The organism is Kangiella profundi (assembly GCF_002838765.1).
In the GTDB taxonomy this organism is placed as follows: domain Bacteria; phylum Pseudomonadota; class Gammaproteobacteria; order Enterobacterales; family Kangiellaceae; genus Kangiella; species Kangiella profundi.
Window position 1 is genome coordinate 207,032 of record NZ_CP025120.1, and the last position, 26,306, is coordinate 233,337.

The window sequence follows — 26,306 nt, forward strand, 5'->3', positions numbered from 1 at the left end:
TTTACGAGCTTAACATGAATTATCACTGAATTTTGAGCAATTGCTTCTGTTTTAAATCATCAATCACCGGAGTGGCCATATCGCCAGTTACCAGCATTGAATAAAGCAGATTTGGCAAATTGCCGCGCAGTGTAAGATCCAACTTGATCGGAAACCCATTATAAAGTTCGGGGTTTGATCCAAGGGCGTAAAGAGTAATGATGTAATCACCCTCGCTGCTGTAATCGATAGTGCCGCTTAGCTCTTTATAGTGGAAGTTTTCCAACGCCTGGAAAGCTATATTAGCCTCTTTCCCGCCTTCAGATTTCAACTTTAGAACACCTGGTTTCTTACTGATGAAAGTGCCATTGGTAATTTGGCGACTACCCGGTTTGATAATAAGTGGCAAAATAATATCGAAGTTGCCACTAACGGATAGCTTTTCACTTTCCAACGCGGTAAGGAGTTGCTGCAAACTGATATTGGAAAGCATTAAACTGAATGGCTCAATAGTAGTTTTGTGCATGTCAAAACGTGGAATGCTGATGGTGCCCCCCAGCAACTGGCCGCTTATATCTTTAAACCGATAGTTGGTAGCTGTGTGATCGAGCTTGAAATTTAAGTCACGAATGGCAATGCCAGCGGCCAGCTCTATGCTATCTATCTTAGCTGTAACAATACCCTGAAGTGCTGACTGCTTACTCAGGTTGTCTGAAATGCTGGCATTATTTAGCGCCAATTTGTCATACAGCAGATTCAGTTTATCGATACTCATGGCGCCTTCAAAAAGCAACTTTAGCGGGTCACCTGATAATTTACTGATATTAAGATCACCGCCTGTCACCTGTAAGGCAGGATAAGCTTTTAAAAATGGCGTCCAGCTTTTAAGTGTCAGCATTGGCAAGCTGGAGCGATCAACCTGCAGATTATGAGTGCCTCCTTTAAGGTTGTAGGCATAACGAACGGGAATAGTGCTTTGCGAATGCTGCAACGAACCTTTGGCAGTAAAGGTCTGCTTTAAAAGTTTCCAGTCAAATTGACCACTGACGTAATCAACAGCAACATTGTCAGTAAGGTAGCTGGCCTGTATGAAACTCAAGTTACCATTAATGGCTGCATTGCTTGGGTCTGGCTTTAGTGAACCTTTAACTTCGTAAAGTGTGAGTGGTTGCTTGCTTAGCGAAATTTGCTTTGCAGCGTAACTGGCCTGCAGATTGGCATTGTTGAGATCAACCTGGGTCTTAAACTGCGACAGCTTAACTGTTTCTTTGTCTAACAGGGCCTGCACATCTATTGGAGCTGCTAATTTAAGACTAAGTTTCCTTTCTTGCTTTGCAACTTCTTGATTAAGTGTTCCGGCAAGGGGCTGTGACCAATCTGCTGAGCCTTGCCAATCATGTGCTGGTAAGTTAACGGTGTAGCTAGCACTTTTGAGATTAGTTTTTCCGAGTCTGGCCAATAACTGTTGAGTATTAAAAGCAAGATTTCCATTAGCCAGTTGTACTGAACTTTGAAGATCAGCGTTTATTGAGTCAGTTGAGAAAAACATAGTCTTCTCAGTAGTCTGATATTGTGTCGCTGGCAAGTTAATGGTTAGGTTTATCTGTGAGCTTATCTGCTGCTCTGGAGCGCTAAAAGTTTTAGTAAGGTCAAAGTTAATAGAGTCAGCGATGGCGGTCAGCTCAATGTCTTTAGTTTTGGCGTTAATATCCAGTTGGCCATTAACACTAAGGATTTGTGATTCGGTACTGAATTGAATATCAGTTGCTTTACCTGCAGCAAATGCAAAGTTTGCTTGATTTGCCAGTTTTTTTGCATCAAGGCTTAAACCATATGCTTTGGCATAACTATTTATCTGCTGCTCAAACCATGAGCGATTAAAATCGATAGGTAGTTCGAATGAACTACCCTCTGCGAGTTGTGCTGCAAACTGTTTATCGCCAACTTGCTGAAGAGAGCCAGTTAAATCAAAGTTGATCGTCCCCAGATCTGCTGAATAAATTTGTACAAACGGAATCTGTGCGATTTGACCATTAAGACTAAACTGCCAGCCTGACTGTGCCAATGGTTGAGTACTTACCGATAGCTTATTAGAATTCTGCTGAACCTCAAGATTAATTGAGCTAAGCTGCTGTTGATAGTGACCAACTGTTGCTGCAAGCTCTGCTTCCAGGCCCATCCAATTGATGTGGCTGGACAGCTGAAGTTGCTCATTATCACCTGCAAACTGGATATTCGATATTGCTATATCCTGCGCAGCAATGCCCTTTAACTGCACCTGCTCAATTGAAAGCTTATTAACAGGTAACTGAGGAACAGAGATAGATTGTGGTAACTGGAATCCAAGATTAGTGGTGGTGTCTTTTGCCGGTGTGACAGTAACAATCGCTTGTTCGGCTGAAACAGAGAGTAGCTTTTGCTGCCACAGGGAGTAATGAAGTTCAGTGTTGGCAAGCTGCAGTAAGAGTTGGGTATTGCCATCTATCTGTAATGTCAGATTTTTAACTTTGGTACGGGTTAGCCCGGGACGTTCAAGTTCCAGTGATTCAAGTTTGATTGAAGAGGGAAGAAACTTGGCAAGTTGGCCGGGTACCCAGTAGGGTGATGTCCAGTAGGCGATCACAAACAGTAACGCCAGAACGGCGCTGATCCATGCAGTCCATTTTAGAATCTTTTTAATCAAGTAAATCCAGTCCGCTTATAATTTTCTGAAGCATAAAAAAAGCCTTACAGGTTAGTGTAAGGCTTTTTGATGAATGGTCAATGAACCAGGTTTATTTTGCCTGTTCGCGAGCAATCGCCCTGTGACCGATATCAGTACGGTAATAGACTTTGTCCCAGCTGATCTGTTTAACACCTTCGTAGGCTTTGGCTTGAGCTTCGGTCACAGAATCACCTAACGCTACGACACAAAGCACTCGTCCACCGTTGGTAACAATCTGGCCGTCTTTCTCAGCAGTACCAGCGTGGAAAACTTTAGCACCGGAAACAGAGTCAAGACCATGAATGACATCGCCTTTGGGATAGCTTTCTGGGTAACCGCCAGCAGCCATCACTACACCAACAGCTGCACGCGAATCCCACTCGGTAGTGGCCGTATCAAGCTTGCCATCCAGAGCCGTTAAACAAAGCTCAACCAGATCGGATTGAAGACGACTCATGATAGGCTGCGTTTCAGGGTCGCCAAAGCGACAGTTGTATTCCAGAACTTTGGGTACGCCGTTGGCATCAATCATCACGCCAGCATAAAGAAAACCTGTGTAAGGATGGCCTTCTGACGCCATGCCTTCAACGGTCGGAATAATAACCTGCTGCATTATGCGATCGTGCATTTCAGGAGTTACCACTGGAGCAGGTGAATAGGCGCCCATACCACCAGTGTTAGGTCCGGTATCACCATTATCACGAGCTTTGTGATCCTGTGACGTTGCAAGAGGCAAAATGTTTTTGCCGTCAACCATCACAATAAAGCTGGCTTCTTCGCCTTGCAAAAATTCTTCGATAACCACACGGTGACCGGCATCGCCAAACTTGTTACCGGCTAACATGTCATCAATAGCTTCATCGGCTTCTTCAATTGTCTGCGCGATGATAACGCCTTTACCGGCAGCCAGACCATCAGCTTTAATCACGATTGGCGTACCCATTTCGCGAACATAGGCTTTGGCTGGCTCAATTTCAGTAAAGTTCTGATAGGCAGCGGTTGGAATGTTGTGGCGTGCTAGAAAGTCTTTGGTGAAAGCTTTTGAGCCCTCAAGCTGTGCTGCGCCCTTAGTTGGACCAAAGCATTTAAGACCAGCTTCGGTGAAGGCATCAACAACGCCAATTACTAACGGAGCTTCGGGACCAACGATGGTTAATGCAACCTGATTGCCTTTGGCAAAATCGATCAGAGCATCGATATCTTCTGCACCAATGGCCACGGTTTTAATTTTGTTTTCCAGCGCAATGCCTGCATTGCCCGGCGCCACAAAAACGGTGTCGACTTGAGAAGACTGGGCCGCTTTCCATGCCAGGGCATGCTCGCGACCGCCACTACCAATAATTAATACGTTCATATTAGAGCTCACACTGATTAATGACGGAAATGACGCATGCCAGTAAAGACCATGGCCATGCCATGCTCATTGGCAGCTTCAATAACTTCATCGTCGCGAATCGAACCACCAGGCTGAATTACTGCAGTAATGCCAGCTTCAGCAGCAGCATCTATGCCGTCGCGGAATGGGAAGAATGCATCAGAAGCCATTACAGAACCTTTGACTTCGAGGTTCTCGTCGGCTGCTTTGATGCCAGCAATCTTGGCACTATAGACGCGGCTCATCTGGCCGGCGCCAACACCAATCGTCTGACCATTTCGAGCATAGACAATAGCGTTCGATTTAACGTATTTGGCAACTTTCCAGCAGAACATCAAATCGCGCATTTCTTCTTTGGTCGGTTCACGTTTACTGACGATGCGAAGATCATCTGCGAAGACCATGCCTAGATCGCGGTCCTGTACCAGCAGACCACCATTAACGCGTTTGAAATCATGGGCAGCAATTGGAGCTGACCATTCGCCACACTCAAGCAAACGAACGTTTTGCTTGCTGGCAACGACTGCCTTGGCTTCATCAGAAACCTTAGGCGCAATGATCACTTCGACAAACTGGCGCTCAACAATGGTTTTGGCTGTGTCACCATCTAACTCACGGTTAAAGGCGATAATGCCACCAAATGCCGATGTTGGGTCGGTCTGGAACGCCAGCTCATAGGCCTGACCAATGTTGTCAGCAATGGCGACGCCACAAGGGTTAGCATGCTTCACGATAACGCAGGCAGGCTCTTCAAAACTTTTAACACACTCAAGCGCAGCATCAGTGTCAGCTACGTTGTTGAATGACAATTCCTTGCCCTGTATCTGCTTTGCAGTTGCAACGCTGGCTTCCTGTGGGTTGTGCTCAACATAGAAGGCAGCATTCTGGTGTGGGTTTTCACCGTAACGCATATCCTGTGCTTTTTTGTACTGCACAGAATAGGTTGGTGGGAATTCACTGCTGTCATCGGCAGCCTGTACGCCCAGGTAGTTCGAAATAGCCGCATCATAACGGGCAGTGTGGGCAAATGCTTTGGCTGCCAGGCGAAAGCGTGTCGCTAGATCCACGCCACCATTTTCAGTGATTTGGCGTGCCACTTCATTAAAGTCGTCATTTTCAACAACGATAGTAACGTCTTGGTGATTTTTCGCGGCAGAGCGAACCATAGTTGGCCCACCAATGTCGATATTTTCTATCGCATCTGAAAGAGTCGCATCAGCGCGAGCAATAGTGCTTTCGAAAGGGTATAGGTTTACTACAACCAGATCGATGCCAATGATGCCGTGCTCCTGCATCACTTCATCATCCATACCACGGCGACCAAGAATGGCACCGTGAACTTTAGGATGCAGGGTTTTAACGCGACCATCCATCATTTCAGGAAAGCCAGTATAATCTGCAACGTCGGTTACAGTGATGCCATTGTCACGCATCAGCTTGGCTGTACCGCCGGTAGATAAAATTTCGATGCCTTTGTCGGCAAGGGCTTGGGCAAATTCAACTACACCAGATTTGTCAGAAACGCTGATCAAGGCGCGCTTGACTGGGCGATAGTTAGACATGATAGCTCCTTAAAAAAATTTAGGGTTCTGATAAGAACCCTAATTTGAGGTGACTGATTGTGTTACAGAAGATTGTAGCGTTTTAGCTTTTTACGCAAGGTACCGCGGTTTAGACCTAAAACCTGAGCGGCTTTAGTCTGGTTGTTACGCGTATAGTCCATAATGGCGCGTAGTAACGGTTCTTCCACCTGCGTTAGAACCAAGTCATAGACTTCGCTTAACGGCTGACCATGCATTTGCTTCAAGTAGTTCTGCATTGACATGGCAACGTGCTCGCGCAACGTTGGATTGGATGCAAACGAGTTACCGTCTACTGGGTTGTCTTGGTTGTTACTTTCTCGAGTTAGATTTGTATCAAAAATAGTCATGCTGCTATAGCCTGTTGCTTTTGTTCAAAATAACGGTCTAAAACGTCCAACTGTTCAGTACCATCTTCGATGGCATTGAAGGTTCGACGAAACTCATTGGCATCTGCCTGTTCTTGCAGATACCAGGAAACGTGTTTGCGTGCGATACGAGGTCCCATCACAGCGCCATAAAACTCGTGAAGAGCATTGATATGTCCTAGCAATACCTGACGCACTTCCTGCCAACTTGGTGGTGATAACTTTTCGCCAGTTTGCAGATAATGCCAAACTTCACGAAAAATCCAGGGATTACCCTGTGCACCGCGACCAATCATCAATCCATCAACGCCGGTGTAATCCAATACAAACCTGGCTTTCTCAGGGCTGGTGATATCGCCATTGGCTACCACTGGAATCGACACTGATTGTTTAATCGCTGCAATCGTATCGTACTCAGCATTGCCAAGGTATTTATCAGCGCGGGTACGGCCATGAACCGCCAGCGCCTGAATACCTGCCTGTTCCGCAATCTGGGCAATCTGGACACCATTACGGTTGTCGTGATTCCAGCCAGTACGAATTTTCAGTGTCACCGGAACCTCGACCGCTGACACAACGGTATTCAGAATGTCTTCCACCAACTTAGGATCTTGCAAAAGTGCCGAACCAGCTGCCTTTTTGCAGACCTTTTTGGCGGGACATCCCATATTAATATCAATGATTTCAGCACCATTTTGCACATTGTACTGCGCGGCCTGGGCCAGCATTTCTGGCTCAGCACCGGCAATCTGCACAGAGCGGATGCCAGGCTCTCCCTGATGATTGCTACGCTGTATGCTTTTTCGCGTATTACGAAGCTTCGGATTGGCGGCGATCATTTCAGAAACGGTCATGCCAGCCCCAAGCTCTTTACACAGTTGACGGAAGGGACGATCAGTCACACCCGCCATCGGCGCCAGGATCAACGGATTCTCAAGTTGATAAGGACCAATTCGCATAAGCGCCATCAGGGTTGAATTTAAGGTGGCCGATCATACACGCTTTAATTCATTTTTTGAACGGAATTTGTATAAAAAAGCATCAATTTTTTGCTTGACAATAATGAGTTCAAAGGCTTAAGGGGAGAGGACTTGCTAAATGTCAATTTGGTAGGCAAGACGTCGCTTGGTCATTACCAGTGACAGGCAGGAGCGTCACAATCTTAGTAAGCCGTATCTGCAAATTTAACAAATTTGTCGTGTCGGCCGGTGCCTACCTTGCAATGACAAGTAATAAAGTAGCTACTGAACCAACTGCACCTGATAGCCGCTGTAGTGCTCAAGGCTGCTGTTGAAGCTGAAGCCGATTTGCACTGATTGGCCGGGTTGGATCAGGGCGTTGTGATTAACCTCGGGCAGGTACTGCTCTGGCGAATAGACTGGGCTTTTATACTGCTTGCCTTTAATGTCGCTTAAAATGACCTGAATTTTAGGGAAAGGCTGGGCAAAGTCTGCTAAGTTCTTTAATACCATGCTGACTTCTTTTTGCCCCCCCGGACTTTCGGATACGTCGATTGAGCTAACACGATATTGTTTTAGGTCCTGAAGCGGTGGCACAACACACTGGAATACTTTGCATGATGCCTGCATTACGGGCCGCCAGTTAGCGTCTTGAGATAAAGTTGCTTTGTTGGGCCAGACATAAAGGAACCAGATGCCAAGGAAAATCAGGATAAGTCCGGCAAGGGAATAGATTGACCATTTGAAATAATGTGGAGCAGAACTTGGTGCAGCCTCTATGGCCAGCTCGTAATGCTCGCTTTTGTCTTCATCAGTAAGTTCAGGGATTGCCTTATCGATGATATTGTCTTCAGCCTTTTCAACGGTATCTTCCATCTGCGCTTTTTGTGTTTCTTTATCCAGCGATACCAGCGAATCAGTCGCTAAAAATAAAGAATGACAGTTGCCACAACGGACATGGCCCGAAGCGACTTCAAGATGTTCGCGACGCAATTTGAACACTGACTTGCAGTGCGGACAATTGGTTAAAAAGGTTTCGCTCATAGAACTGAAATGACTACCCCATTGAACAGCTGATGACAATAAACTTGAAACCAGGCATTAAGATTTCTTGGTTCCTGATAGGCGTGCCCAGTCTTCCTGTACTTTAGGGGCATCCATCTCGAACCATTGACTGTATAGGCTGTTAAGCTCGCCAGCCTGAGTTTCAAGAAGGCCCGATAATACCAGATTACCGCCGACTTGCACCGAATTTGCAATAGATTCTGCCAACTGGCGCAAAGGTTCTGCGAGAATATTGGCCACCAGAATGTTAGCCTGCGGAAGATCGACCTGTTCGGGCAATCCCAATACCAGTCTATTACTGGCAATACCATTGCGGTCGAGATTCTGTCTGGTGGCTTCAATGGCCTGCGGATCGATGTCTACGGCATACACTTTTTCAGCCCCAAGAAGCAAAGCAGCAATGGCCAGAATGCCGGAGCCGCAACCGTAATCAATGACGGTTTTGCCGGTTAGATCGGCGCCATCGAGCCATTGCAGACATAAAGCGGTGGTGGCGTGGGTGCCAGTGCCGAATGCCAGGCCCGGATCGAGCTTAATATTAACTGCATCGGGAGCAGGGGCTTCACACCAGCTTGGAACAATCCACACCCGTTTGCCGAATTGCATCGGCTTGAAGTTTTCCATCCATGAGCGCTCCCAATCCTGGTCACGAATAATCTCCCACTCGTACTGCTGGCCAATATGTTGGGAATATTCATGCGACTGAATGGCGCCGTCGATGGCTTTAGTATCAACATCTGCATCGAACAGTGCCAAAACAATAAGGTGTTCCCACAACGGGGTTTCGCCAGGCTTCGGTTCGAGAATTGGCTTATCTTCTGCATCCAGAAAGGTCACTGCTAGTGCACCAAGTTCCATCAGATAGTCACTTAGCGAATCCGCATCGGGGTGCTTGTAGTTAAATTTAAGTTGTATCCAGGCCATGGTTAGAGTGAATCAATAATTTGCCGCTATTATAGAGGCAAACCTTGCGATCTACTAATAGGCACATTGAATTGAGGGAATTTACTTGCTATAACCTCAATTAGGTCAGAAAAGATACTGATCGGCTTGCCAATGGCAAGTAATGGATAAGGGCAACAAGGAGTTATTATGTCGCTAAAGGATAGCGTAAAGGATGCACTGATTGAGCAACTGGAAAAACTTGAGGGCTGCGTCAATCATTTCTATTTGGATTCTGTAGGTAAGGTGACAATTGGTATCGGTCATCAAGTAGTTTCAGAAGATGCTGCCGCAGAACTTCCTCTTTACATTCCCCGAATGTTCAACTGGTGGTTGCGCCGTGCAACTGAAGAAGAAAAGCGAGCAGAATATCAGTTCGTGCAATTAAATGGGCCGGACAATCCGCGTCGTTATAAAGCCAGTTATTATAAGCAATTTACCCGTTTAATAATGCTGGATCAGGATATAGAAGCTTTGCTGATGAAACATATCGAAAGTTTTTACCGGGAATTAGCTCAGCTTTATAGCAAGAAAAACGGCTTCCAGCGTAACTTTGATGATTTTCCGGATGAAGTGCAGATGGCTCTATTCGATATGATATTTAATTTAGGCATGACAAACTTGCGTACCAGCTGGCCAAAATTTAATGGTGCCATCAAAATTGAAGACTGGAAAACAGCTGCTGCCGAATCGCGGAGACGACAGGTTTCAACGACTCGAAACAATTATGTACGTGATTTGTTATTAATCGCACAACAGAAACAGCAGGACCAAGATGCGAAAAAATCTAAGGCTTCCTAGTCTTATCCGCTCGATTGCAGCTATTACATTGCTGATTACTTTATCGACTGGTTGCGACCAGAACAGTAATCAACAAGCTGAAATGAAAAAGAAATGGCTCAATCCCAATATCGTAGAGCATTTTGAAAAGCTGGGTGAGAACTATAGTAATACACGTTTGAAACTCTATTCTCCGATAAAGTTTAAGAACAATGATGAGCGATATTTGCAGAATTGTATGGAAATTGATGCAACGCCAATCAATTCAGTGATTGAAACAGAAGTTGATTTATTGCTTGCCGCTAAGTTGGATTGTGCAATTGCCAGGCAATTTATCCATGCTAAGCCAGCAACTTCCAGCTATCTGCCAAACCCCTTAACCACAGATTATTTAAAACAGTTTCCTGCAAATGTAATTCCTAGTTTTAATGAACAACAGGAACGAAATGCTGAGCGGAAAACATTAGGCGAACTCAATATTAATGAGAACAATACTGTTCAGGATCATGTATTTGAAATTTTGTTGAATGATGTTTTAAGCGTCAAGATTACTGAAATTGCCAGAGCGGACTTTAATGCTGATGGGATGGAAGAACTGATGATTATGACTGAATGGGTGGTCAAAGATTCAGGTGATGGCGAAGGTGTTGATTTGCTGGTTATTGAAGGAAAGGAGCATAAGCCTAAGATTATATGGCGATTCATTGATCAAATTGACTGGCAATAAAAAAGCCGCCTAGTTTCTCTGAAAAAAACAGGGCGGCTTAAGAAGTACAGGTTAACGCTTACTCTTTCTCGCCAAACATGTGTTGTTCCAGATAGTGAATATTAGTGCCACCTTTGTGGAAGTTAGCATCAGCAAGAATACGCTTCTGTAATGGGATGTTGGTTTTAATACCATCTATCACAATTTCTTCTAACGCCATCTGCATGCGCGCAATTGCAACTTCACGAGTTTCACCATGCGTAATCAATTTACCAATCATTGAATCGTAGTAGGGCGGAACCTTGTAGGTTGCATAAATGTGCGAGTCGATTCGAATTCCTGGGCCACCCGGTGCATGATAGCGCTGAATAACACCTGGCGATGGAATGAAAGTGTCAGGATCTTCAGCATTAATACGACACTCGATAGAGTGACCGTTCAGCTTGATGTCTTCTTGCTTGAACGATAGGGGCTGATTGCTGGCAATACGCAGCTGTTCCTTAATGATATCCACACCAGTAATCAGTTCGGTTACAGGATGCTCAACCTGCACACGAGTGTTCATCTCAATGAAATAGAACTCGCCTTTTTCATACAAGAACTCAAATGTACCGGCTCCGCGATAACCAATCTCTTTACAGGCTTGAACGCAGCGCTCGCCAATATGACGACGCATCTGCTCAGAAATGCCTGGAGCTGGCGCTTCCTCAACCACTTTCTGGTGACGGCGTTGCATCGAGCAGTCGCGTTCACCTAGGTAAATCGCATTACCGTGGCTATCTGCTAAAACTTGAATCTCAATATGACGCGGGTTTTCCAGGAATTTTTCCATGTAAACCATGTCATTGTTGAATGCAGAGCCTGCTTCGGCCTTGGTAAGCTCAATCGCTTTAACCAATTCGCTTTCTTTACGCACAACACGCATACCGCGACCACCACCACCACCGGCGGCTTTGATGATGACCGGATAACCGATGCGCTTAGCCATGGCGATGTTATCTTTTTCATTATTGCCTAATGGACCGTCGGAACCGGGCACACAAGGTACGCCTGCTTTTTTCATCGCAGATATTGCAGAAACCTTATCGCCCATCAGGCGTATGGTATCTGCTCTAGGGCCGATGAAAGTGAAACCACTTTGCTCGACCTGTTCGGCAAAATCAGCATTCTCGGCAAGGAAACCGTAACCGGGGTGAATACCCACTGCATCGGTAATTTCAGCTGCAGAAATAATCGCAGGGATATTTAAGTAGCTGGCTTGTGCTGAAGCTGGACCGATACACACTGACTCGTCAGCCAGTCGTACGTGCATCAAATCTTCGTCAGCGGTCGAGTGCACGGCGACGGTCTTGATTCCCAATTCGCGGCAGGCGCGCAAAATGCGCAAGGCAATTTCACCGCGATTGGCTATGACCACTTTTTCTAACATATTCAGTGTCCTATTCATTCATGGGCTTTTACAAGCCGTAGGATTTACTCAATGATGAACATTGGCTCGTCGTATTCAACAGGCTCGCCGTTGGATACCAGAATGGCTTTAACCGTACCGGTAACGTCCGATTCGATCTGGTTCATCATCTTCATCGCTTCAACAATACACAGAACATCGCCTCCTTTAACTTGCTGGCCAACCTGGACAAAATCTTTGGCGCCAGGTGATGGAGCGGCATAGAAAGTACCAACCATTGGTGAACGGATAATATGGCCGCTCATTTCAGGCTCAGCTGATTGAGCAGGTGCACTATCCTGTTGTGGAGCCGGTGCTGCCTGTGGCGCTGGAGCTGCTTGCGGAACTGAATAATGAACTGGTGCTGGAGCGGCTGAGCTGTGGCGAGAGATACGAACTGACTCTTCACCTTCCTGGATCTCCAGTTCGGCAACGCCAGATTCTTCGACCAACTCAATTAGTTTTTTAATTTTGCGTAAATCCATAATCACTACCTGTTAATGTTGTAGGGTTTTAATGGCTGCATCTATGGCATAGCGGTAGCTGTCCGCCCCAAACCCAGCGACTACGGCTAGCGCGACATCACTGAAATAGGAGTGACGACGAAAAGCTTCTCGACGATGTGGGTTGGATAGATGCACTTCGATAAAGGGAATATCAACTGCTAGCAGAGCATCGCGTAAAGCAACGCTGGTATGCGTGAATGCAGCTGGGTTAATAACAATTAGCGACACATTGTCGACTTTTGCGTGTTGAATAGCGTTAATTAGCTCAGCTTCAGAGTTACTTTGCAGGCTGGAAAAGCGCATATTGGCTGACTCTACCTGCTTTCTGGCGGCCATATCGATGCTTTCCAGGCTATCGCTGCCATAGACGTCAGGCTCACGTTGTCCAAGAAGATTAAGATTTGGGCCATGCAAAAGCAAAATATGTGCCATACCATTACCTAAGTAACGCTAAAAATAGCTTAAATTCGGTTATTTTCGCTGAAAAGTCAGTTTATCGATATGGAGCCGGTTTTTAAAGCCGATCCAGTGTGACGCAGTAAGCAAAAAATAAGATGGTGCATTTTACAGTAAGTTAGGAGCAAATAACCACATTTAATCTTAATGGTCGGAGTAGTATTAATTCGACGATAGTCTAATTAACGGGCGTCTACAAATTGATACATAATAATTTTACATTTCAAAAAAATCTGCTAGTGTAGGTAAGGCGTATAAAAAATAAACAAAAGCATTTTGTAAACTATTACAGTGCCTACGCAGTGGAATTTGCAAGGAGTCTCAAGCGAGCAATATTAAAGCGAGAATGAGTAAAGGGAGTACGGAGACATGTCTAAATTACCAAAAGTATTGCATCTGGTTCAGGAGTTCGAGTTTGATGAACCTTATCTGGTGGCATTAAAAGATGCAGGCTACCAGTGTTATATTGGCAAGGACAGAAAGCATCTGCTGAAACAGTTAGAAGCAGAAGAGTTTGATTTGCTGATACTGGATTGGCGAAACGATGATACCACTGAGTGGCTATTGGAACAGATTCGTGTATTCCTAAAGTGGCAGGGCCCAATTCTTTTCATAGCAGACAAAGGCGAAGAAAAGCAGCTACATCAAGTCTGCACACACCATTTTGATAACTTCCTTACCCGGCCGATTCAGCCCAATACATTATTAAGCTATGCCAATAAGCTGGTGAATGATGCAAGATACACCATGCACCAGGATAACTTTGAATTGGGGCCTTATAAGATTGCAATGGGGCTCAAGCAAATTAGTTTTAATAATAAGCCGATAAGTCTCACCTCCAAAGAGTTTGATCTCGGAGCCTTATTCCTCAGAAATCCAGGGCGCCTTTACTCGCGAAAGTTCCTGCTCAAGAAAATATGGGGTATCGACTGCGATATCAGTACCAGAACGGTTGACGCTCATGTCAGCTCATTGCGGAAGAAGCTTAATATTAAAGGTGACGGAATGTATCGCATCAAAACCGTGTATCAACACGGCTATCGCCTTGAGCTATTAGAAGAAACTGAAGCAGTCGCATAAACCCATCTGCAAAAACCTACCATAGCTAAGAATTTGAGGCTTCCTTGGTTGAGGAGGCCTTAATGTTATTCATTTATCGACAAGAGACAAACAGGCCCAATGTAATCTGAATCTGTCCTTCGTATAACTTTAATTTATAACAGGGATGAAAAAAGATCGTTTTTCTTATTTGAACGAAATTCATACAATGCGCAGCTCTATCAGATTGATTGTTTTGGGCAGGGCATATCATGAAAAAACTACCACAGCAGCAACTAGCGTTCGCCGGTTTAATTCTGGCGGTCATTTTATGGTCAGCATCATTTGTTGCCATGAAGCTGGCGATTGCCGAGTTCGGGCCGATCATGACGGTATTCCTGCGCATGATTCTAGCCACTGCGGTACTGATTTTCTTCTTGCCACCTATGGCGAAGAAGCAGCAGTACCAGAAAGGCGACTGGTGGCTATTATTATTGTTAGCCCTTTGTGAGCCGTGCCTATACTTTATTTTTGAAAGCTATGCACTGACTTACACTACAGCATCCGAAGCAGGCATGGTAACAGCATTACAGCCGCTTTTAGTGGCAGTGGGCGCTTACTATCTATTGAAAGAAAAGCTCAATAGCCGTTTGGTCGTGGGCTGTGTTATTGCAGTAGTCGGTGTGGTCTGGCTGACCCTGTCGGGCTCATCCAGCGAGCATGCTTCAAACCCAATGCTGGGTAATGCATTAGAGTTCGGCGCCATTTTGGCAGCCACCGGCTATTGTTTATTGGCGCGTCGTCTTTCGCAACGCTATTCGCCGGTATTCTTAACATTACTGCAAACTGTCATGGGTAGTATCTTCTTCCTGCCGCTGGTATTTGTGCAGGGCGCACCGATAAGTTTTGACGTATCAGCGGAAGCGGTACTGGCGATTATGTTCCTGGCATTTGGCGTAAACATATTTGCATTTACTTGCTACAACTTCGCCTTTAAAACCATGCCTGCCAGCCAGGTCGGCAGCTTAATGAACCTTCTGCCGCTAGGCACAATGTTCTTTGGTTGGGCGTTGTTAGGTGAAACACTGAACAACATGCAGTATGTAGCGGCTGGCTTAGTACTATTTGGCGTCATCTGGTCACAGACTAAACCACGTCCGAAAACAGTCTTTATCGAACAGGAGATGGTTACTCGTTCATTGAGACATAAAGCAAAGCAGAAAATTCGTAAAAGTTTTGGCTTAGTAGAAACCCCTTAGTGTGTGTTAAGCCAAGGAGAAAGCCGGCTTACGCCGGCTTTTTTTATCAGAATATATTAGAGTCTAAAGTGTGAGGGCCATTGTTTTAAAATAAGAGATTCTTAGTTTTGCTCTTCGATACTTTGAGATTCAACAAAGTATGATTTGTTTACGAAATCCCATTCAGGCTCCAATGAAAGATAAGCCTTCATGAAAGGTATGTTAGACCAATGTAATGGGTAGCAGTCAAACATCGGATTTTTCATGTCAATAACCCCGAATTCGTTTTGAAATTTATGCAGGTCAAAAGACCTAAGGTCGTATTCTGCTAATAACTGGTCAGAATGGTTGCAAAATTCTGATATGTACCTTCTTACTTTATAGGTGGAATCAATCATAATATTCAGTGTTATTTGAAGCTAATTTGTTGGGGTTCACTTTGCTCATTACCAGCCAATATTGTATTACATGTTTACAGTGAATTGTTCAGGAGCAACTAATGTTAAAGTTTGCTCAAATGATCCCCTTATATTGAGCTAAGACACGTACAAAATATAGTAATCAAAATCTGTGACCGAAGGAAATCCCCTTGGGGAGATGATTTTGATAAGAATTATCAGTACAGGGATGTGATGTAAATTCTGGTACCCAAAGGGGCAGACCCTGCGTTAAGTATTTTGGGAGTGGCGCAGGAAGTCACGCGTAGCGTGGCCTCAATATCGGGGTGGTCTTCTTTTGGTTACTTTTCTTGACCACGCAAGAAAAGTAACTCGCAGAGAAGCGAAACTATAAGTTCAGGAATGGAATATATAAGAGCATGGATCCCCGCCTACGCGGGGATGACAAGAGTAAAAAAACTACGACCCAAACGCTGCGTTAATTCTTCTTACAAAAATATCTGCTTCTTCAAAACCATTGGCCCGGTACTGAGTTAACTCATTACCTTCAAGATCAAAAAACAGAATGCTAGGCAAGCCAAGTATGTTGAAGGCGTTCATGAGTTCAACATCCTGTGGATCATTGGCGGTTACATCGGCTTGAAGTAACACGGTATTACTGAGCGCAGCATGTACCGCTGGGTCAGAGAAAACAAGCTCTTCAAATTCATAGCAGGCGGCGCACCATACGGCGAAAAAGTCGACCATGACGGTTTTACCCTGCGCGTTGGCCTCTGCAACTCGCTGTTCTAGTTGAGAGAGAGCTTTAATCCGTTCAAACTGCAGATGAGGTTTTGAGCTGTCGGTTAATGTGCCCTGAGGTTTAATTGTGGCAGGTCCTTCTGCCATCTGTGAGTATTGGGTGGTCATCACGGAGTATGATTGCCCAAGAGGTTGTAATAAATTGCGATTACCCTGAGCGCCGCCTATCACCAGCAGTGCACCGTAAATCATCAGTACCAGACCTAAACCGGCAAATAGATTTCTCCAGCCAAGATTTGGTAGCTGGTTTCTGAACAGGTAGTAGCCCGGAATGAGTGCCAATAATGCCCAACCATACATGTAGACGCTATTTGGCAGTAGGTGCTTCACTAAATACAGAGCGACTGCCAACATGGCGACACCGAAAGCGGCTTTAATGGCATTCATCCAATTGCCAGCCTTTGGCAGGAAGCGACCTTCGGTGACTGCGATAATGATCAGTGGGATACCCATACCGATACCGAGCCCATACAGGGAAACGGCACCTAATAGAATGTCACCGGTTTGCGCAATGATCAGCAGGATGGCAATCAGTGGCACCGTAACGCAGGGCGAAACGATTAGGGCCGAAATAGCACCCATAATCGCACTGCCGATATAACTACCGGTTTTCTGACTATTACTTTTTTCCGCCAGTTTAGCTTGTAGTCCTGCGGGTAGTTGCAGTTCGTAAAAGCCAAACATGGATAGCGATAACAGAACAAATACTATCGCGGCACCAATAACGAATGCCGGGCTTTGCAGGTAGCCAGAAAGCGATTGGCCCGCCAACGCAACTAGCACACCGAAGATGGTGTAGACGATGGCCATGGCCTGGGTATAACTCAAGGCAAGACCAAAGGCTTTACGGGTGGTGATGTCTTTCCCCTGGCCAGCGATGATGCCTGAAATAATCGGAATCATCGGGAAAACACAGGGCGTGAAGGTCAGCCCCAGTCCAATTAGTATGAACTTGAAAAAGTTCCAGAATACACCCTTTTGTTCAAGATCTTCCATCAGGCTCTGTTGTTCACTGACAAAGCCCTGCTGACCATCTTTAGCAGCTTGAAGGTCTGCTGCTGGTTCGCCGCTATTGGCAAGAGCCAATGTTGAAGCCGGAACTTCAAGAGTGACTTCACGGGTAGTCGGTGGATAACAGAGTCTGTCCTCAGCGCAGCCTTGGAAATCGATGCTCAGTGTCATTGGGTTGGTCGCATTGGAATAAGGGACCGCAATTTCAATGAAGTGATAATAGACTTCGGTCTGTCCTAAATAAGGATCGTCTTTTTCCTTGCCATCCGGAATCAGAGGTTCGCCAAGAATTGCATTGTCGCTTTTGAAACCAAAGCGCTCACGATACATGTAATAGCCATCAGCGATTTCAAATTTGACCAATACGGTGTTGTCTAAAATCTCAGCCTGAAGCACAAAAGCGTCATCGACTTTGAGTAGTTCCTCTTCTTCGCCAAGCAGACTGTTGAGATCAATCTGGGCTGCCTGCGAGCTATTTGAGGATAGGCTCAGGGCGACGAAGCTAAAAAACGCCAATAAGAAGCTGTGAATAGAGGTTTTAATGCCGATTTTCATGTAAAGAGTGACCTTTGATAATGATTAACCGCAGTTCAATCGCTGAGATAACACGTTATTTTACGCAAAGCCAGGTGAACTGTATGTAAATTCCTGAAAGCCAGTGTCAGCTTTCTGTAAATAATCTGCTTAATTGAACTATTTTGTCGTTATCTTCGCTGAATCCAGTGCTCCACCTCATGTGACCGAAGAAAATCTTCCGCGTCAGCGCCCTGCAACATGGCCAGCGTCGACAGCATACCAGCCTGTGTACAGTTGCTGGAAAGCACCGTAACCGAGGCGGGAGCATTGGCAACTGGCCAGCCTGTTTTAGGATTAAGCACATGGCTTAGCACTTTGCCTTTATGCACCAGATAGCGCTTACTGTCGCCACTGGTAGCCACTCCGCCATGCTTCAAGGCGACTTGCGGAGGTACGGTGTTTTGCCCTAATGCTAAAGGCTCAATGCCAATCAGCCAATGTTCTCGGCTAATCGGCGGTGCAGTAGCCACTATGTCACCGCCAAAATTGATCAATATTGGCAGCTCTGTAATCTGACGTGCTAGCTGTGCCGCCGAGTCAACTGCATATTCTTTGCCAATTCCACCAAAATCGAGAGCCATGCCCGCGGGCATCTGTAAAGTTGGTTTGGACCATGTCACCTTATCCCAACCAATTTTGGGTAACAGCCTATCAATATCCCTCTGATCAGGGACGTTAGAACTGCCGTCGAACTTCCAGATCTTACCGAGTACTCCGGAGGTGATATCAAACATGCCATCACTGACCTCAAAACATAGATCGGCAAAATCCAGAAGGCGCGACGTTTCAGAATCGACCTCAATGGGCGCTCCGTCCGCGTTGTTGATGCGGTAAATAATATTGTCACTGCGATAACGACTGAAGGTGCTTTCTATGCGCCAGGCTTCGCTGGCAACGGCATAAGTAACTTTTTCGGCCAGTTCCTGATCCGATGTTTCGATAATGACCTCACAGGAGCCTGCCATGGCCGTAAAATGGCCAGTGACAAAGCCCTGCGAGTTTTTATAGACAATCGAGTGTAACGCCTCATTCATGAGCAGGACGCTAGTTTAAAAGGAATAATTGACCCTTAACATAACGGCATTCCAGTCCGGTAACAAGGTTTGCTGCTGCAGCACACCGTATTTTTCTGGTTCGGTAGGAGTCTGGTTATACAGCTCCAGAGCCATCCGCCATTGGTTGCCACCGGATGACATCCAGCCATATTCTAAACCAAGCGTTACTGCATCATATTCTGCCAGTCGGTAATCAGATGACGCGAATTGTGGCAAAGGCTGATCTTGACGCAAATAGGGCTGGTAAAAATCGGCCTGAGTCTGGGTGTAATAACGAACATGAGGCTGTAGGTAGTCGCCATTATCGAAAGCAAAGCGATACTTCAGATCGACGGTATGTGAATCGATTTCCCAGTCATCCGTCATGTAACGATAGGAAACGTCGAGGATATCGCCATCAATATAGCGTTTGTAGCGACCGAACAGACCATGCTTGGTACGTTCGTCAGGACGACTTTCAAAAAGCACATTGGCAACTGGGATACCATCATCAAAGTAGTTGCCCTGATCATCGAGCACGCTCAGCACTTTGTAAGGATCATTGTGATAACCATCTGACATGCTATAGGAGTAGTTAATCTGGAACAGGCTTTCACGATCAATGACCTGGGTAATGCCGACTAACAGATCGAGCGTGTCCTTATCCTGACTACCGCTAAGTTTGTTCTGCGGATCGCCAACCGGCTGCATGCGACCAAAAGCAATTGGCGCACCGCCAACCGGATCAATTGAGTCGAACGCATAAGACAGGCCAGCGAACAGGGTGCTGTTACGATTGTTAAAGTCGTAACTGATGTTGCCATTAATTGAGGCTGACAAATAATCGTATTCTTTAGAAATATTGGCTCCAAGTCCCGCCTTGGTCATATCTGAAACCGGAAAAGTCCAGTTTGTAGCCAAAGCAACGCGGGTGTCCTTGAAGGTATCATCCAAGGGGTATTGATTGGCACTAACCGTATAACTCGCATTACCTGAAGGACGGGTAAATGTTAGAGGTTGGTTGCTGGCTACTGCACCGCTGGGAGAAGCGCCGGTTAAAGAGTCAACCGTCAGTTTGAGGTTCAGATACTCTTCTTCATCAAGACGCTTGTTGGCATTGAAGACTGGCTCAATGGCAGACACGCGACTATCGCTTTCCGAGTAAAACAAAAACGCTGCATCAAATTTCCAGTCACCGATCGCCTGCTCTTTACTTGCTGGTGCCGCTTGCTCCTGACCCTCGTCAGCCTGCGCAGTGCCCGTTATAAGGGTCAAGGTAGCAGTCGCCAGTGCAGATTTGAGTAGTAAATTCTTTTTCATAGGTGAGTACTCACTATTGTTATCAGTTGCCGGTATTAGTCTCTAGTTACAGCCACAACCACCACCAGCATAGGCTCGACCACCGCTGGAAGCTTCTTTACTGAAGTAAATGTGATCATCAAGAGCATCAGTTAACGGTTGTTCATCAAGCGCCATTTCTTGCTTAGCTAGCAGGTCTTTTTCCCATGCATTGACGCCCATGGTGGAGCAGCCACTCAGTAGACTAAAACCGAGAGTGGCCAGTAACAGTAGCGATTGTTTCTTCATTCTGTATCTCCTGAATTGCTGGTACTGGAGGTCCCAGCATTTTGTGAGTGGTCGGAAAGTAAAGATTCGATCTGTTGTTCGAGTTTGGCTACATCTTTTTGACGAAAGCCACGATGACGGTATTTGGCTGCGCCAGTCTGATCCAGCAGGTAGCTGGTTGGCATAGCATCAACCTTAAAGTATTTGGCTAACTCGCCATTTTGGTCATAAAAGATTGTGAAATTGGCGGGATACTGCTGTAAGAATTGTGCCGCAGCGCCAGGCTCGGAATCTTCGTTGATGGCAATGATGACAAAATTATCCTCGCCATAGGCTTCCTGTAATTCATTCATTACCGGAAATGATTGGCGGCATGGGCCACACCAGGAAGCCCAGAAATCGACATACACTACTTTGCCGTGATATTGCTCAAGATTAAGTTGATCCAACAGATTGTTGTGTTCGGAATCACCTGCTGTAGCGATAGATGAACCCAGGGAACTGACAGCCAGCAGAAGCAGGCTCGACAAGAGCTGTTTTAAAGGTGTTCGCATGATACAAGCCTAAATATGTCATATTAATGTTGGCTAATATGAGCTCAGGCTTGATCTGGGGCAACGAACAAATGCGCGTTTGATGCGCAATACAACAAAATAGGCAGGGGACATATGTCTATAATTGGTAGTTACAGACTCAGCAGTGGCTATAAAATCAATAGCTTATAATCAATGAGGCATAGCTCTCAAAACCGCACTTAATGATAGAGTGCTTGTGTTGGATTAAAAGCGAAGACTGTTTTCAAGCCACTCAAGATAGGCTGATGACGCCTGCTCGATGTTACAGCTGATTAGCTCAAAAACATCGTAGGGATGCTCTTTTTCCAACAGCTCACCCAGTTCAGCCATCAGCTCGGCATGGGTCTTGATGATCATCAGTACTTCCGCGTCCTTTTCGACAGCAGAGCGACCAGAAGCATCATGCCAGCGATAAACACTGGTGATGTTTGGCACTATGTTGACACAGGCCGCCAGCTGATCGCTGACCATCAGTTCGGCCAGTCGTTCTGCCGTTTCCTGATCCGGAGCTGTGCATAGGGCTACTTGAAAATCGTCCTGTTCAGAAAGTCGTGTCATATCCGTAGAACTTGTGATTTACTCGAGTGTCCCCATTATAAAGCTAACCTTTATTAAAGACACACTTATGTTTTTTCGATCATTTTTTCTACTGTTCATTGTTCTGGCCGCTCTTGAAATCTACGTGCTGATTGAAGTTGGCAACTGGTTAGGCGCGCCTGCGACCATTGGTCTGATTCTGTTAACCGGTATCATCGGTGTCGGATTGTTAAAGCATCAGGGGCTATCAGTTTTCGAACGCTTTAAAGGCAAGATGCAACAGGGACAGGCTCCAGCGCAGGAAATTATTGAGGGTGTCTTACTGATCATTGCTGGTGCATTTCTGATAACACCAGGCTTCGTAACCGATACTATTGGCTTTCTGTGGTTGATACCTGCAACTCGCAGCGCCTTCGCCAAAGGCATGGTTAAAGCCGGTTGGTTCAAGTTCCAGAAAATGAACGGACAGGGTAATTTTTACTACGAATATCACCAGCAGAGCGAGACTCGCTCCAATACAGAACACGAAGAGCGTTATAAAGAACAAACCAGAGTCAGCGGAAGTCGAACTATTGAAGGTGAATACGAAAGAAAAGATGATGAAAAACAATAAGTTACTAAAAAGATGTAAAAAATTAAAAAAATTAGCACTCAGCCCCCTTGAGTGCTAGCAAAAAGCCCCCATATAAAGCCGCAACTAATTTTTATTAGGTTATTTCTTAAAAACAAACTTTCTATAGTGAGTTAACTACTTTCTATACCAGGAGAAAAACATGAACTTACGTCCATTACATGATCGCGTCATCGTGCGCCGTTTAGAAGAAGAAACAACCTCAGCTGGCGGTATCGTGATTCCTGATAACGCTAAAGAAAAGCCAAGCCGTGGTGAAGTTCTTGCCGTTGGTAACGGTAAGCCACTGGATTCTGGCGAAGTTCGCGCTGTCGACGTTAAAGTTGGCGATAAAGTGTTATTCGGAAAATATGCCGGTACTGAAGTTAAAGCTGACGGCGAAGAGCTTCTAGTTTTGCGTGAAGACGACATCATGGCCGTAATTGAAGGCTAATTAATAGAAATTAACCGAAATTCAACTAATTTTAGAGGAAAATAATCATGGCAAAAGACGTACGTTTTGGAGATGACGCCCGCAAACGCATGCTAAAAGGCGTTAATACTCTAGCTAACGCAGTACGAGTAACACTAGGTCCTAAAGGCCGTAATGTTGTTCTAGACAAATCATTCGGTGCCCCAACCATCACTAAAGATGGTGTTTCTGTAGCTAAAGAAATCGAACTTGAAGATAAGTTCGAAAACATGGGCGCACAGATGCTTAAAGAAGTAGCATCACAAACTAACGACATCGCTGGTGACGGAACTACAACTGCAACCGTATTGGCTCAGTCAATCGTTACTGAAGGCCTGAAAGCCGTAGCCGCTGGCATGAACCCAATGGATCTGAAGCGCGGTATCGAAAAAGCGGTTACTGCTGCAGTAGAAGAGTTGAAAAACATCTCTGTTCCATGCGAAGACCAAAAAGCTATCGCTCAGGTAGGTACTATCTCAGCAAACTCTGACGAAAGCGTCGGTAAAATCATTGCTGAAGCCATGGCTAAAGTGGGTAAAGAAGGCGTTATCACCGTTGAAGAAGGTTCAGGTTTACACAACGAACTAGACGTTGTTGAAGGTATGCAGTTTGACCGTGGTTACCTGTCTCCTTACTTCGTGACTAACGCAGAAAGCATGCAGGCTGAACTTGAAAACCCATACATCCTGTTGGTTGACAAGAAAATCTCAAATATCCGCGAATTATTGCCTGTATTGGAAGGTGTTGCTAAAGCCAGCCGTCCATTATTGATCATCGCTGAAGATGTTGAAGGCGAAGCGCTAGCCACTCTAGTAGTGAACACCATGCGTGGTATCGTGAAAGTTGCTGCTGTAAAAGCTCCAGGTTTCGGTGACCGTCGTAAAGCCATGCTTGAAGACATCGCAATCCTAACTGGTGCAACAGTGATCTCTGAAGATATCGGCATGAGTCTTGAGAACACAACGCTTGAGCAATTAGGTACAGCGAAAAGCGTTCAAATCACAAAAGAAAACACAACCATCATTGATGGTGCCGGTGACAAAGCGCAAATCGAAGGCCGCGTTAAACAAATTCGTGCGCAAATCGAAGAAACTTCTTCTGACTACGACCGTGAGAAACTACAGGAGCGCGTTGCTAAATTGGCAGGCGGTGTTGCAGTAATCAAAGTTGGCGCAGCAACAGAAGTTGAAATGAAAGAAAAGAAAGACCGTGTCGACGATGCACTACACGCAACTCGCGCCGCAGTAGAAGAAGGCGTAGTAGCAGGTGGTGGTACAGCATTGGTACGCGTACTGTCTAAATTGGCAGACCTACGTGGTGACAACGAAGAGCAAAACGTGGGTATCAAAATTGCACTTCGCGCCATGGAATCACCACTACGTCAAATCGTATCGAATGCCGGTGCAGAGCCAGCAGTGATCGTCGATAAAGTTAAAGCTGGCGAAGGTAACTTCGGTTACAACGCAGCAACTGGCGAATTCGGTGACGTCGTAGAAATGGGTATCCTAGACCCTGCTAAAGTAACACGTAGCGCCCTACAAAACGCCGCTTCAATCGCAGCTCTAATGATTACCACAGAAGCAATGGTAACTGAGCTACCGAAGGAAGAAGGTGGTGCACCTGATATGGGTGGTATGGGTGGTATGGGCGGTATGCCTGGCATGATGTAATTTAACTTGCTGTTTTGATTTGTAACTTTGTTGCAGGTCTAATTGCGATGCTCATTGGCAATATGCCAACTCGGCTTCTCATTACGACCTGCGCCTCGTTACAAAGCAAAACATCTGCGTTAAATCAGTGCTAATCAAAACTACTGATACTTTAAAGGCCTCGCGAATGCGGGGCTTTTTGTTAGAGTTAAAGTTACGATGCTCTATTGGCCTATAGCCTAGCTCTTGTAAAAACAGGGCTTCTCATTACGACCTGCGCCGCGTTACTAAGCAAAACATCTGCGTTTAATCCGTGCAAATCAAAATTACTGATACTTTAAAGGCCTCGCGAAAGCGGGGTCTTTTTTTTTGTGGTCAATAAAGTGGTTAGCAGTGCAAATATTTTCAGGGTATTATTCCAGATTAGCTTATTCTTAGAGAAAACATATGAATTCATTGATTAAGGTCATAATTGGTGTAGCCATTGGGGTGGTAGGGTATTGGCTAGTGAATAATTATAGCTCTTCTGGCCATGATGCTGAGAAGCCGTTAGTGGTTGAGAAGAAAGTTGAAAAGCAGGTAGAAGTAATAAATGCCGATGATCTTACTAACTCAAGTAGAACAGAGAAAGGTAGCCGAACTGAGTTAGAGAGTGAAGTTGAGTCGTTAAGACAAGAGATAGAGTTAAAGGAACAAGAGCTGACGGCCGTCTCAGTAGAAAATCAACGACTAAAGCAAGTGCTGAATAATCAAAGTACAAAACCAATTAACAACGGTTCAGAACCAGCACAAACAAAATCGAAGCAAAGTCCTGATAGACTAGAAGGCGTTCCAGCGTCGCATCATTCATTGTTAAGTCGCCCAGCAAGTATGCCGAAGAGTACCTATGAACTTCACGATGAACTAGTGGGGGAAGAGGAGGATGTGAGTTGGGCTACCATGAAGGAACAACAGATAAACCATTACTTGAATACTCATAAAGACAGCTCTAAGTATGTAGTTCATCGTGTAGTATGCAGAAGTACCTTGTGTGAAATAATAGGTACAAAGTATCCCTCTGAAGAGGATATTTGGGCAGAAGTTTCTGGTCAGATGCGAAACCAGGCCTGGTGGGAATTCACTGGCACACATACCTCTAGCTCAATCGATGATGTGGGAAATCACATATTCGTAACCCTATTACGACGGAATAAAACTGGGACAATATAAATAACCGGACGATTTGTTACCGGAAACACTTTAGCAAAGACGAGAACAAAATAATGGAAGGCATAAAAAAATTATTCAAGAATAATAAGGCGTGGGCAGAGCAGGCTGAGCGTAATTCTCCTGGCTATTTTAAGACGTTATCGGAGCAGCAGTCTCCGAGGTATTTATGGATCGGTTGTTCTGATAGCAGGGTTCCAGCGAATCAAATTACGGGTTTGATGCCCGGGGAAGTCTTTGTTCATCGTAACGTTGCCAATATTGTTTCTAACAGTGATTTGAACTGTTTATCCGTTATTCAGTACGCAGTTGAGGTACTTAAAGTCAGACATATCGTGGTGTGCGGGCATTATGGTTGTGGCGGGGTTAATGTTGCGTTGTCCCATAAAAAGCATGGGCTAATTGACAATTGGCTAAGCAATATCAAGGAAATTTATCTAAAGCATGAGCCAGAATTTAAGCTGATTAAGAGTGAAGAAGAATGTTCAAATCTACTATGTGAACTTAATGTTATAGAACAGGTTGGTAACGTTTGCAGAACTACTGTGGTTCAGGATGCTTGGTCACGCGATCAGGCTTTGAGTGTGCATGGCTGGTGTTACAGTTTAAATAATGGATTATTAAAAGATTTGAAAGTCTCGGTCAGCAGTAAAAAACAGGTACCTGAAATTTTCAATTATCATGAATAAACGGTAAGCTGTTGTTAACTGTGCTTTTGGGGAAGCATG

General features: G+C 45.3%; 26 protein-coding genes. 9 read left to right on the forward strand and 17 right to left on the reverse strand.

Annotation, left to right across the window (positions count from 1 at the left end):
* Positions 1–22: 22 nt before the first annotated feature.
* The 7 genes from CW740_RS00980 to prmA form a co-directional block, all read right to left on the reverse strand.
* Positions 23–2,662, reverse strand: a complete 2,640-nt coding sequence (locus tag CW740_RS00980; RefSeq protein WP_106645803.1) for an intermembrane phospholipid transport protein YdbH family protein — start codon at positions 2,660–2,662, stop codon at positions 23–25.
* 91 nt (positions 2,663–2,753) lie between these two features.
* Positions 2,754–4,037: a phosphoribosylamine--glycine ligase gene (gene purD / locus CW740_RS00985; protein WP_106645804.1), complete on the reverse strand. Its 1,284-nt coding sequence runs from the start codon at positions 4,035–4,037 to the stop codon at positions 2,754–2,756.
* Between the two features lie 17 nt (positions 4,038–4,054).
* On the reverse strand, positions 4,055–5,620 hold the full coding sequence (gene purH / locus CW740_RS00990) for a bifunctional phosphoribosylaminoimidazolecarboxamide formyltransferase/IMP cyclohydrolase (protein ID WP_106645805.1): 1,566 nt from the start codon (positions 5,618–5,620) through the stop codon (positions 4,055–4,057).
* A gap of 62 nt (positions 5,621–5,682) precedes the next feature.
* The gene (gene fis, locus CW740_RS00995) at positions 5,683–5,988 is read right to left on the reverse strand and encodes a DNA-binding transcriptional regulator Fis (protein WP_012800185.1); all 306 of its coding nucleotides are present in this window, start codon (positions 5,986–5,988) and stop codon (positions 5,683–5,685) included.
* Positions 5,985–6,965: a tRNA dihydrouridine synthase DusB gene (gene dusB / locus CW740_RS01000; RefSeq protein WP_188459669.1), complete on the reverse strand. Its 981-nt coding sequence runs from the start codon at positions 6,963–6,965 to the stop codon at positions 5,985–5,987. Before dusB ends, fis begins: the two co-directional genes overlap by 4 nt.
* A 282-nt stretch (positions 6,966–7,247) precedes the next feature.
* Positions 7,248–8,009, reverse strand: a complete 762-nt coding sequence (locus CW740_RS01005; protein WP_106645807.1) for a zinc-ribbon and DUF3426 domain-containing protein — start codon at positions 8,007–8,009, stop codon at positions 7,248–7,250.
* 57 nt (positions 8,010–8,066) lie between these two features.
* Positions 8,067–8,954 carry a 50S ribosomal protein L11 methyltransferase gene (gene prmA, locus CW740_RS01010; RefSeq protein WP_106645808.1) on the reverse strand — a complete coding sequence of 296 codons (888 nt, stop codon included), beginning with the start codon at positions 8,952–8,954 and terminating at the stop codon, positions 8,067–8,069.
* 168 nt (positions 8,955–9,122) lie between these two features.
* On the opposite strand from prmA, the gene CW740_RS01015 reads away from it, so the two are divergent.
* The gene (locus tag CW740_RS01015; protein WP_106645809.1) at positions 9,123–9,773 is read left to right on the forward strand and encodes a hypothetical protein; all 651 of its coding nucleotides are present in this window, start codon (positions 9,123–9,125) and stop codon (positions 9,771–9,773) included.
* Positions 9,748–10,479, forward strand: a complete 732-nt coding sequence (locus CW740_RS01020; RefSeq protein ID WP_106645810.1) for a hypothetical protein — start codon at positions 9,748–9,750, stop codon at positions 10,477–10,479. The genes CW740_RS01015 and CW740_RS01020 overlap by 26 nt, the downstream gene beginning before the upstream one ends.
* A 58-nt stretch (positions 10,480–10,537) precedes the next feature.
* Here the strand turns inward: CW740_RS01020 and accC are convergent, their stop codons facing one another.
* Genes accC through aroQ form a run of 3 tightly spaced genes read right to left on the reverse strand, consistent with a single transcriptional unit; the run spans position 10,538 to position 12,843 of the window.
* Entirely contained in the window at positions 10,538–11,887 is a 1,350-nt protein-coding gene (gene accC, locus CW740_RS01025) for an acetyl-CoA carboxylase biotin carboxylase subunit (RefSeq protein WP_018623418.1), read from the reverse strand.
* Positions 11,888–11,931: 44 nt separating this feature from the next.
* Positions 11,932–12,390 carry an acetyl-CoA carboxylase biotin carboxyl carrier protein gene (gene accB / locus CW740_RS01030; RefSeq protein ID WP_106645811.1) on the reverse strand — a complete coding sequence of 153 codons (459 nt, stop codon included), beginning with the start codon at positions 12,388–12,390 and terminating at the stop codon, positions 11,932–11,934.
* Positions 12,391–12,402: 12 nt separating this feature from the next.
* Positions 12,403–12,843, reverse strand: coding sequence for a type II 3-dehydroquinate dehydratase (gene aroQ, locus CW740_RS01035; protein WP_018623416.1), 441 nt, complete (start codon positions 12,841–12,843; stop codon positions 12,403–12,405).
* Positions 12,844–13,236: 393 nt separating this feature from the next.
* Here aroQ and CW740_RS01040 point away from each other — a divergent pair, with 393 nt between their 5' ends.
* Together CW740_RS01040 and CW740_RS01045 are read left to right on the forward strand one after the other, a co-directional pair.
* Positions 13,237–13,947 carry a winged helix-turn-helix transcriptional regulator gene (locus CW740_RS01040; protein WP_106645812.1) on the forward strand — a complete coding sequence of 237 codons (711 nt, stop codon included), beginning with the start codon at positions 13,237–13,239 and terminating at the stop codon, positions 13,945–13,947.
* Positions 13,948–14,177: 230 nt separating this feature from the next.
* Positions 14,178–15,164, forward strand: coding sequence for a DMT family transporter (locus tag CW740_RS01045; RefSeq protein WP_106645813.1), 987 nt, complete (start codon positions 14,178–14,180; stop codon positions 15,162–15,164).
* A 101-nt stretch (positions 15,165–15,265) separates the two neighbouring features.
* Here the strand turns inward: CW740_RS01045 and CW740_RS12695 are convergent, their stop codons facing one another.
* From CW740_RS12695 to cutA, 7 genes are all read right to left on the reverse strand, one after another.
* Positions 15,266–15,541: a DUF7683 domain-containing protein gene (locus CW740_RS12695; protein WP_106645814.1), complete on the reverse strand. Its 276-nt coding sequence runs from the start codon at positions 15,539–15,541 to the stop codon at positions 15,266–15,268.
* A gap of 459 nt (positions 15,542–16,000) precedes the next feature.
* Positions 16,001–17,908, reverse strand: a complete 1,908-nt coding sequence (gene dsbD, locus CW740_RS01055; RefSeq protein ID WP_106645815.1) for a protein-disulfide reductase DsbD — start codon at positions 17,906–17,908, stop codon at positions 16,001–16,003.
* 149 nt (positions 17,909–18,057) lie between these two features.
* Entirely contained in the window at positions 18,058–18,963 is a 906-nt protein-coding gene (locus tag CW740_RS01060) for an FAD:protein FMN transferase (RefSeq protein WP_106645816.1), read from the reverse strand.
* A gap of 15 nt (positions 18,964–18,978) precedes the next feature.
* A complete protein-coding gene (locus tag CW740_RS01065; protein ID WP_106645817.1) occupies positions 18,979–20,283 on the reverse strand; it encodes a DUF3570 domain-containing protein in 1,305 nt (434 codons plus the stop codon).
* Positions 20,284–20,325: 42 nt separating this feature from the next.
* Positions 20,326–20,550, reverse strand: a complete 225-nt coding sequence (locus CW740_RS01070; protein WP_106645818.1) for a DUF4266 domain-containing protein — start codon at positions 20,548–20,550, stop codon at positions 20,326–20,328.
* Positions 20,547–21,083 carry a TlpA disulfide reductase family protein gene (locus CW740_RS01075; RefSeq protein ID WP_106645819.1) on the reverse strand — a complete coding sequence of 179 codons (537 nt, stop codon included), beginning with the start codon at positions 21,081–21,083 and terminating at the stop codon, positions 20,547–20,549. The genes CW740_RS01070 and CW740_RS01075 overlap by 4 nt, the downstream gene beginning before the upstream one ends.
* A gap of 225 nt (positions 21,084–21,308) precedes the next feature.
* Positions 21,309–21,662, reverse strand: a complete 354-nt coding sequence (cutA, locus tag CW740_RS01080) for a divalent-cation tolerance protein CutA (RefSeq protein WP_106645820.1) — start codon at positions 21,660–21,662, stop codon at positions 21,309–21,311.
* Between the two features lie 67 nt (positions 21,663–21,729).
* On the opposite strand from cutA, the gene CW740_RS01085 reads away from it, so the two are divergent.
* From CW740_RS01085 to can, 5 genes are all read left to right on the forward strand, one after another.
* Positions 21,730–22,254, forward strand: a complete 525-nt coding sequence (locus CW740_RS01085) for an FxsA family protein (protein WP_106645821.1) — start codon at positions 21,730–21,732, stop codon at positions 22,252–22,254.
* Between the two features lie 160 nt (positions 22,255–22,414).
* Positions 22,415–22,705, forward strand: a complete 291-nt coding sequence (groES, locus tag CW740_RS01090) for a co-chaperone GroES (RefSeq protein WP_106645822.1) — start codon at positions 22,415–22,417, stop codon at positions 22,703–22,705.
* A 44-nt stretch (positions 22,706–22,749) separates the two neighbouring features.
* Positions 22,750–24,393, forward strand: a complete 1,644-nt coding sequence (gene groL, locus CW740_RS01095) for a chaperonin GroEL (protein ID WP_106645823.1) — start codon at positions 22,750–22,752, stop codon at positions 24,391–24,393.
* Between the two features lie 426 nt (positions 24,394–24,819).
* Positions 24,820–25,581, forward strand: a complete 762-nt coding sequence (locus tag CW740_RS01100) for a hypothetical protein (protein WP_106645824.1) — start codon at positions 24,820–24,822, stop codon at positions 25,579–25,581.
* A gap of 53 nt (positions 25,582–25,634) precedes the next feature.
* The gene (gene can, locus CW740_RS01105) at positions 25,635–26,267 is read left to right on the forward strand and encodes a carbonate dehydratase (RefSeq protein ID WP_106645825.1); all 633 of its coding nucleotides are present in this window, start codon (positions 25,635–25,637) and stop codon (positions 26,265–26,267) included.
* Positions 26,268–26,306 lie beyond the last annotated feature (39 nt).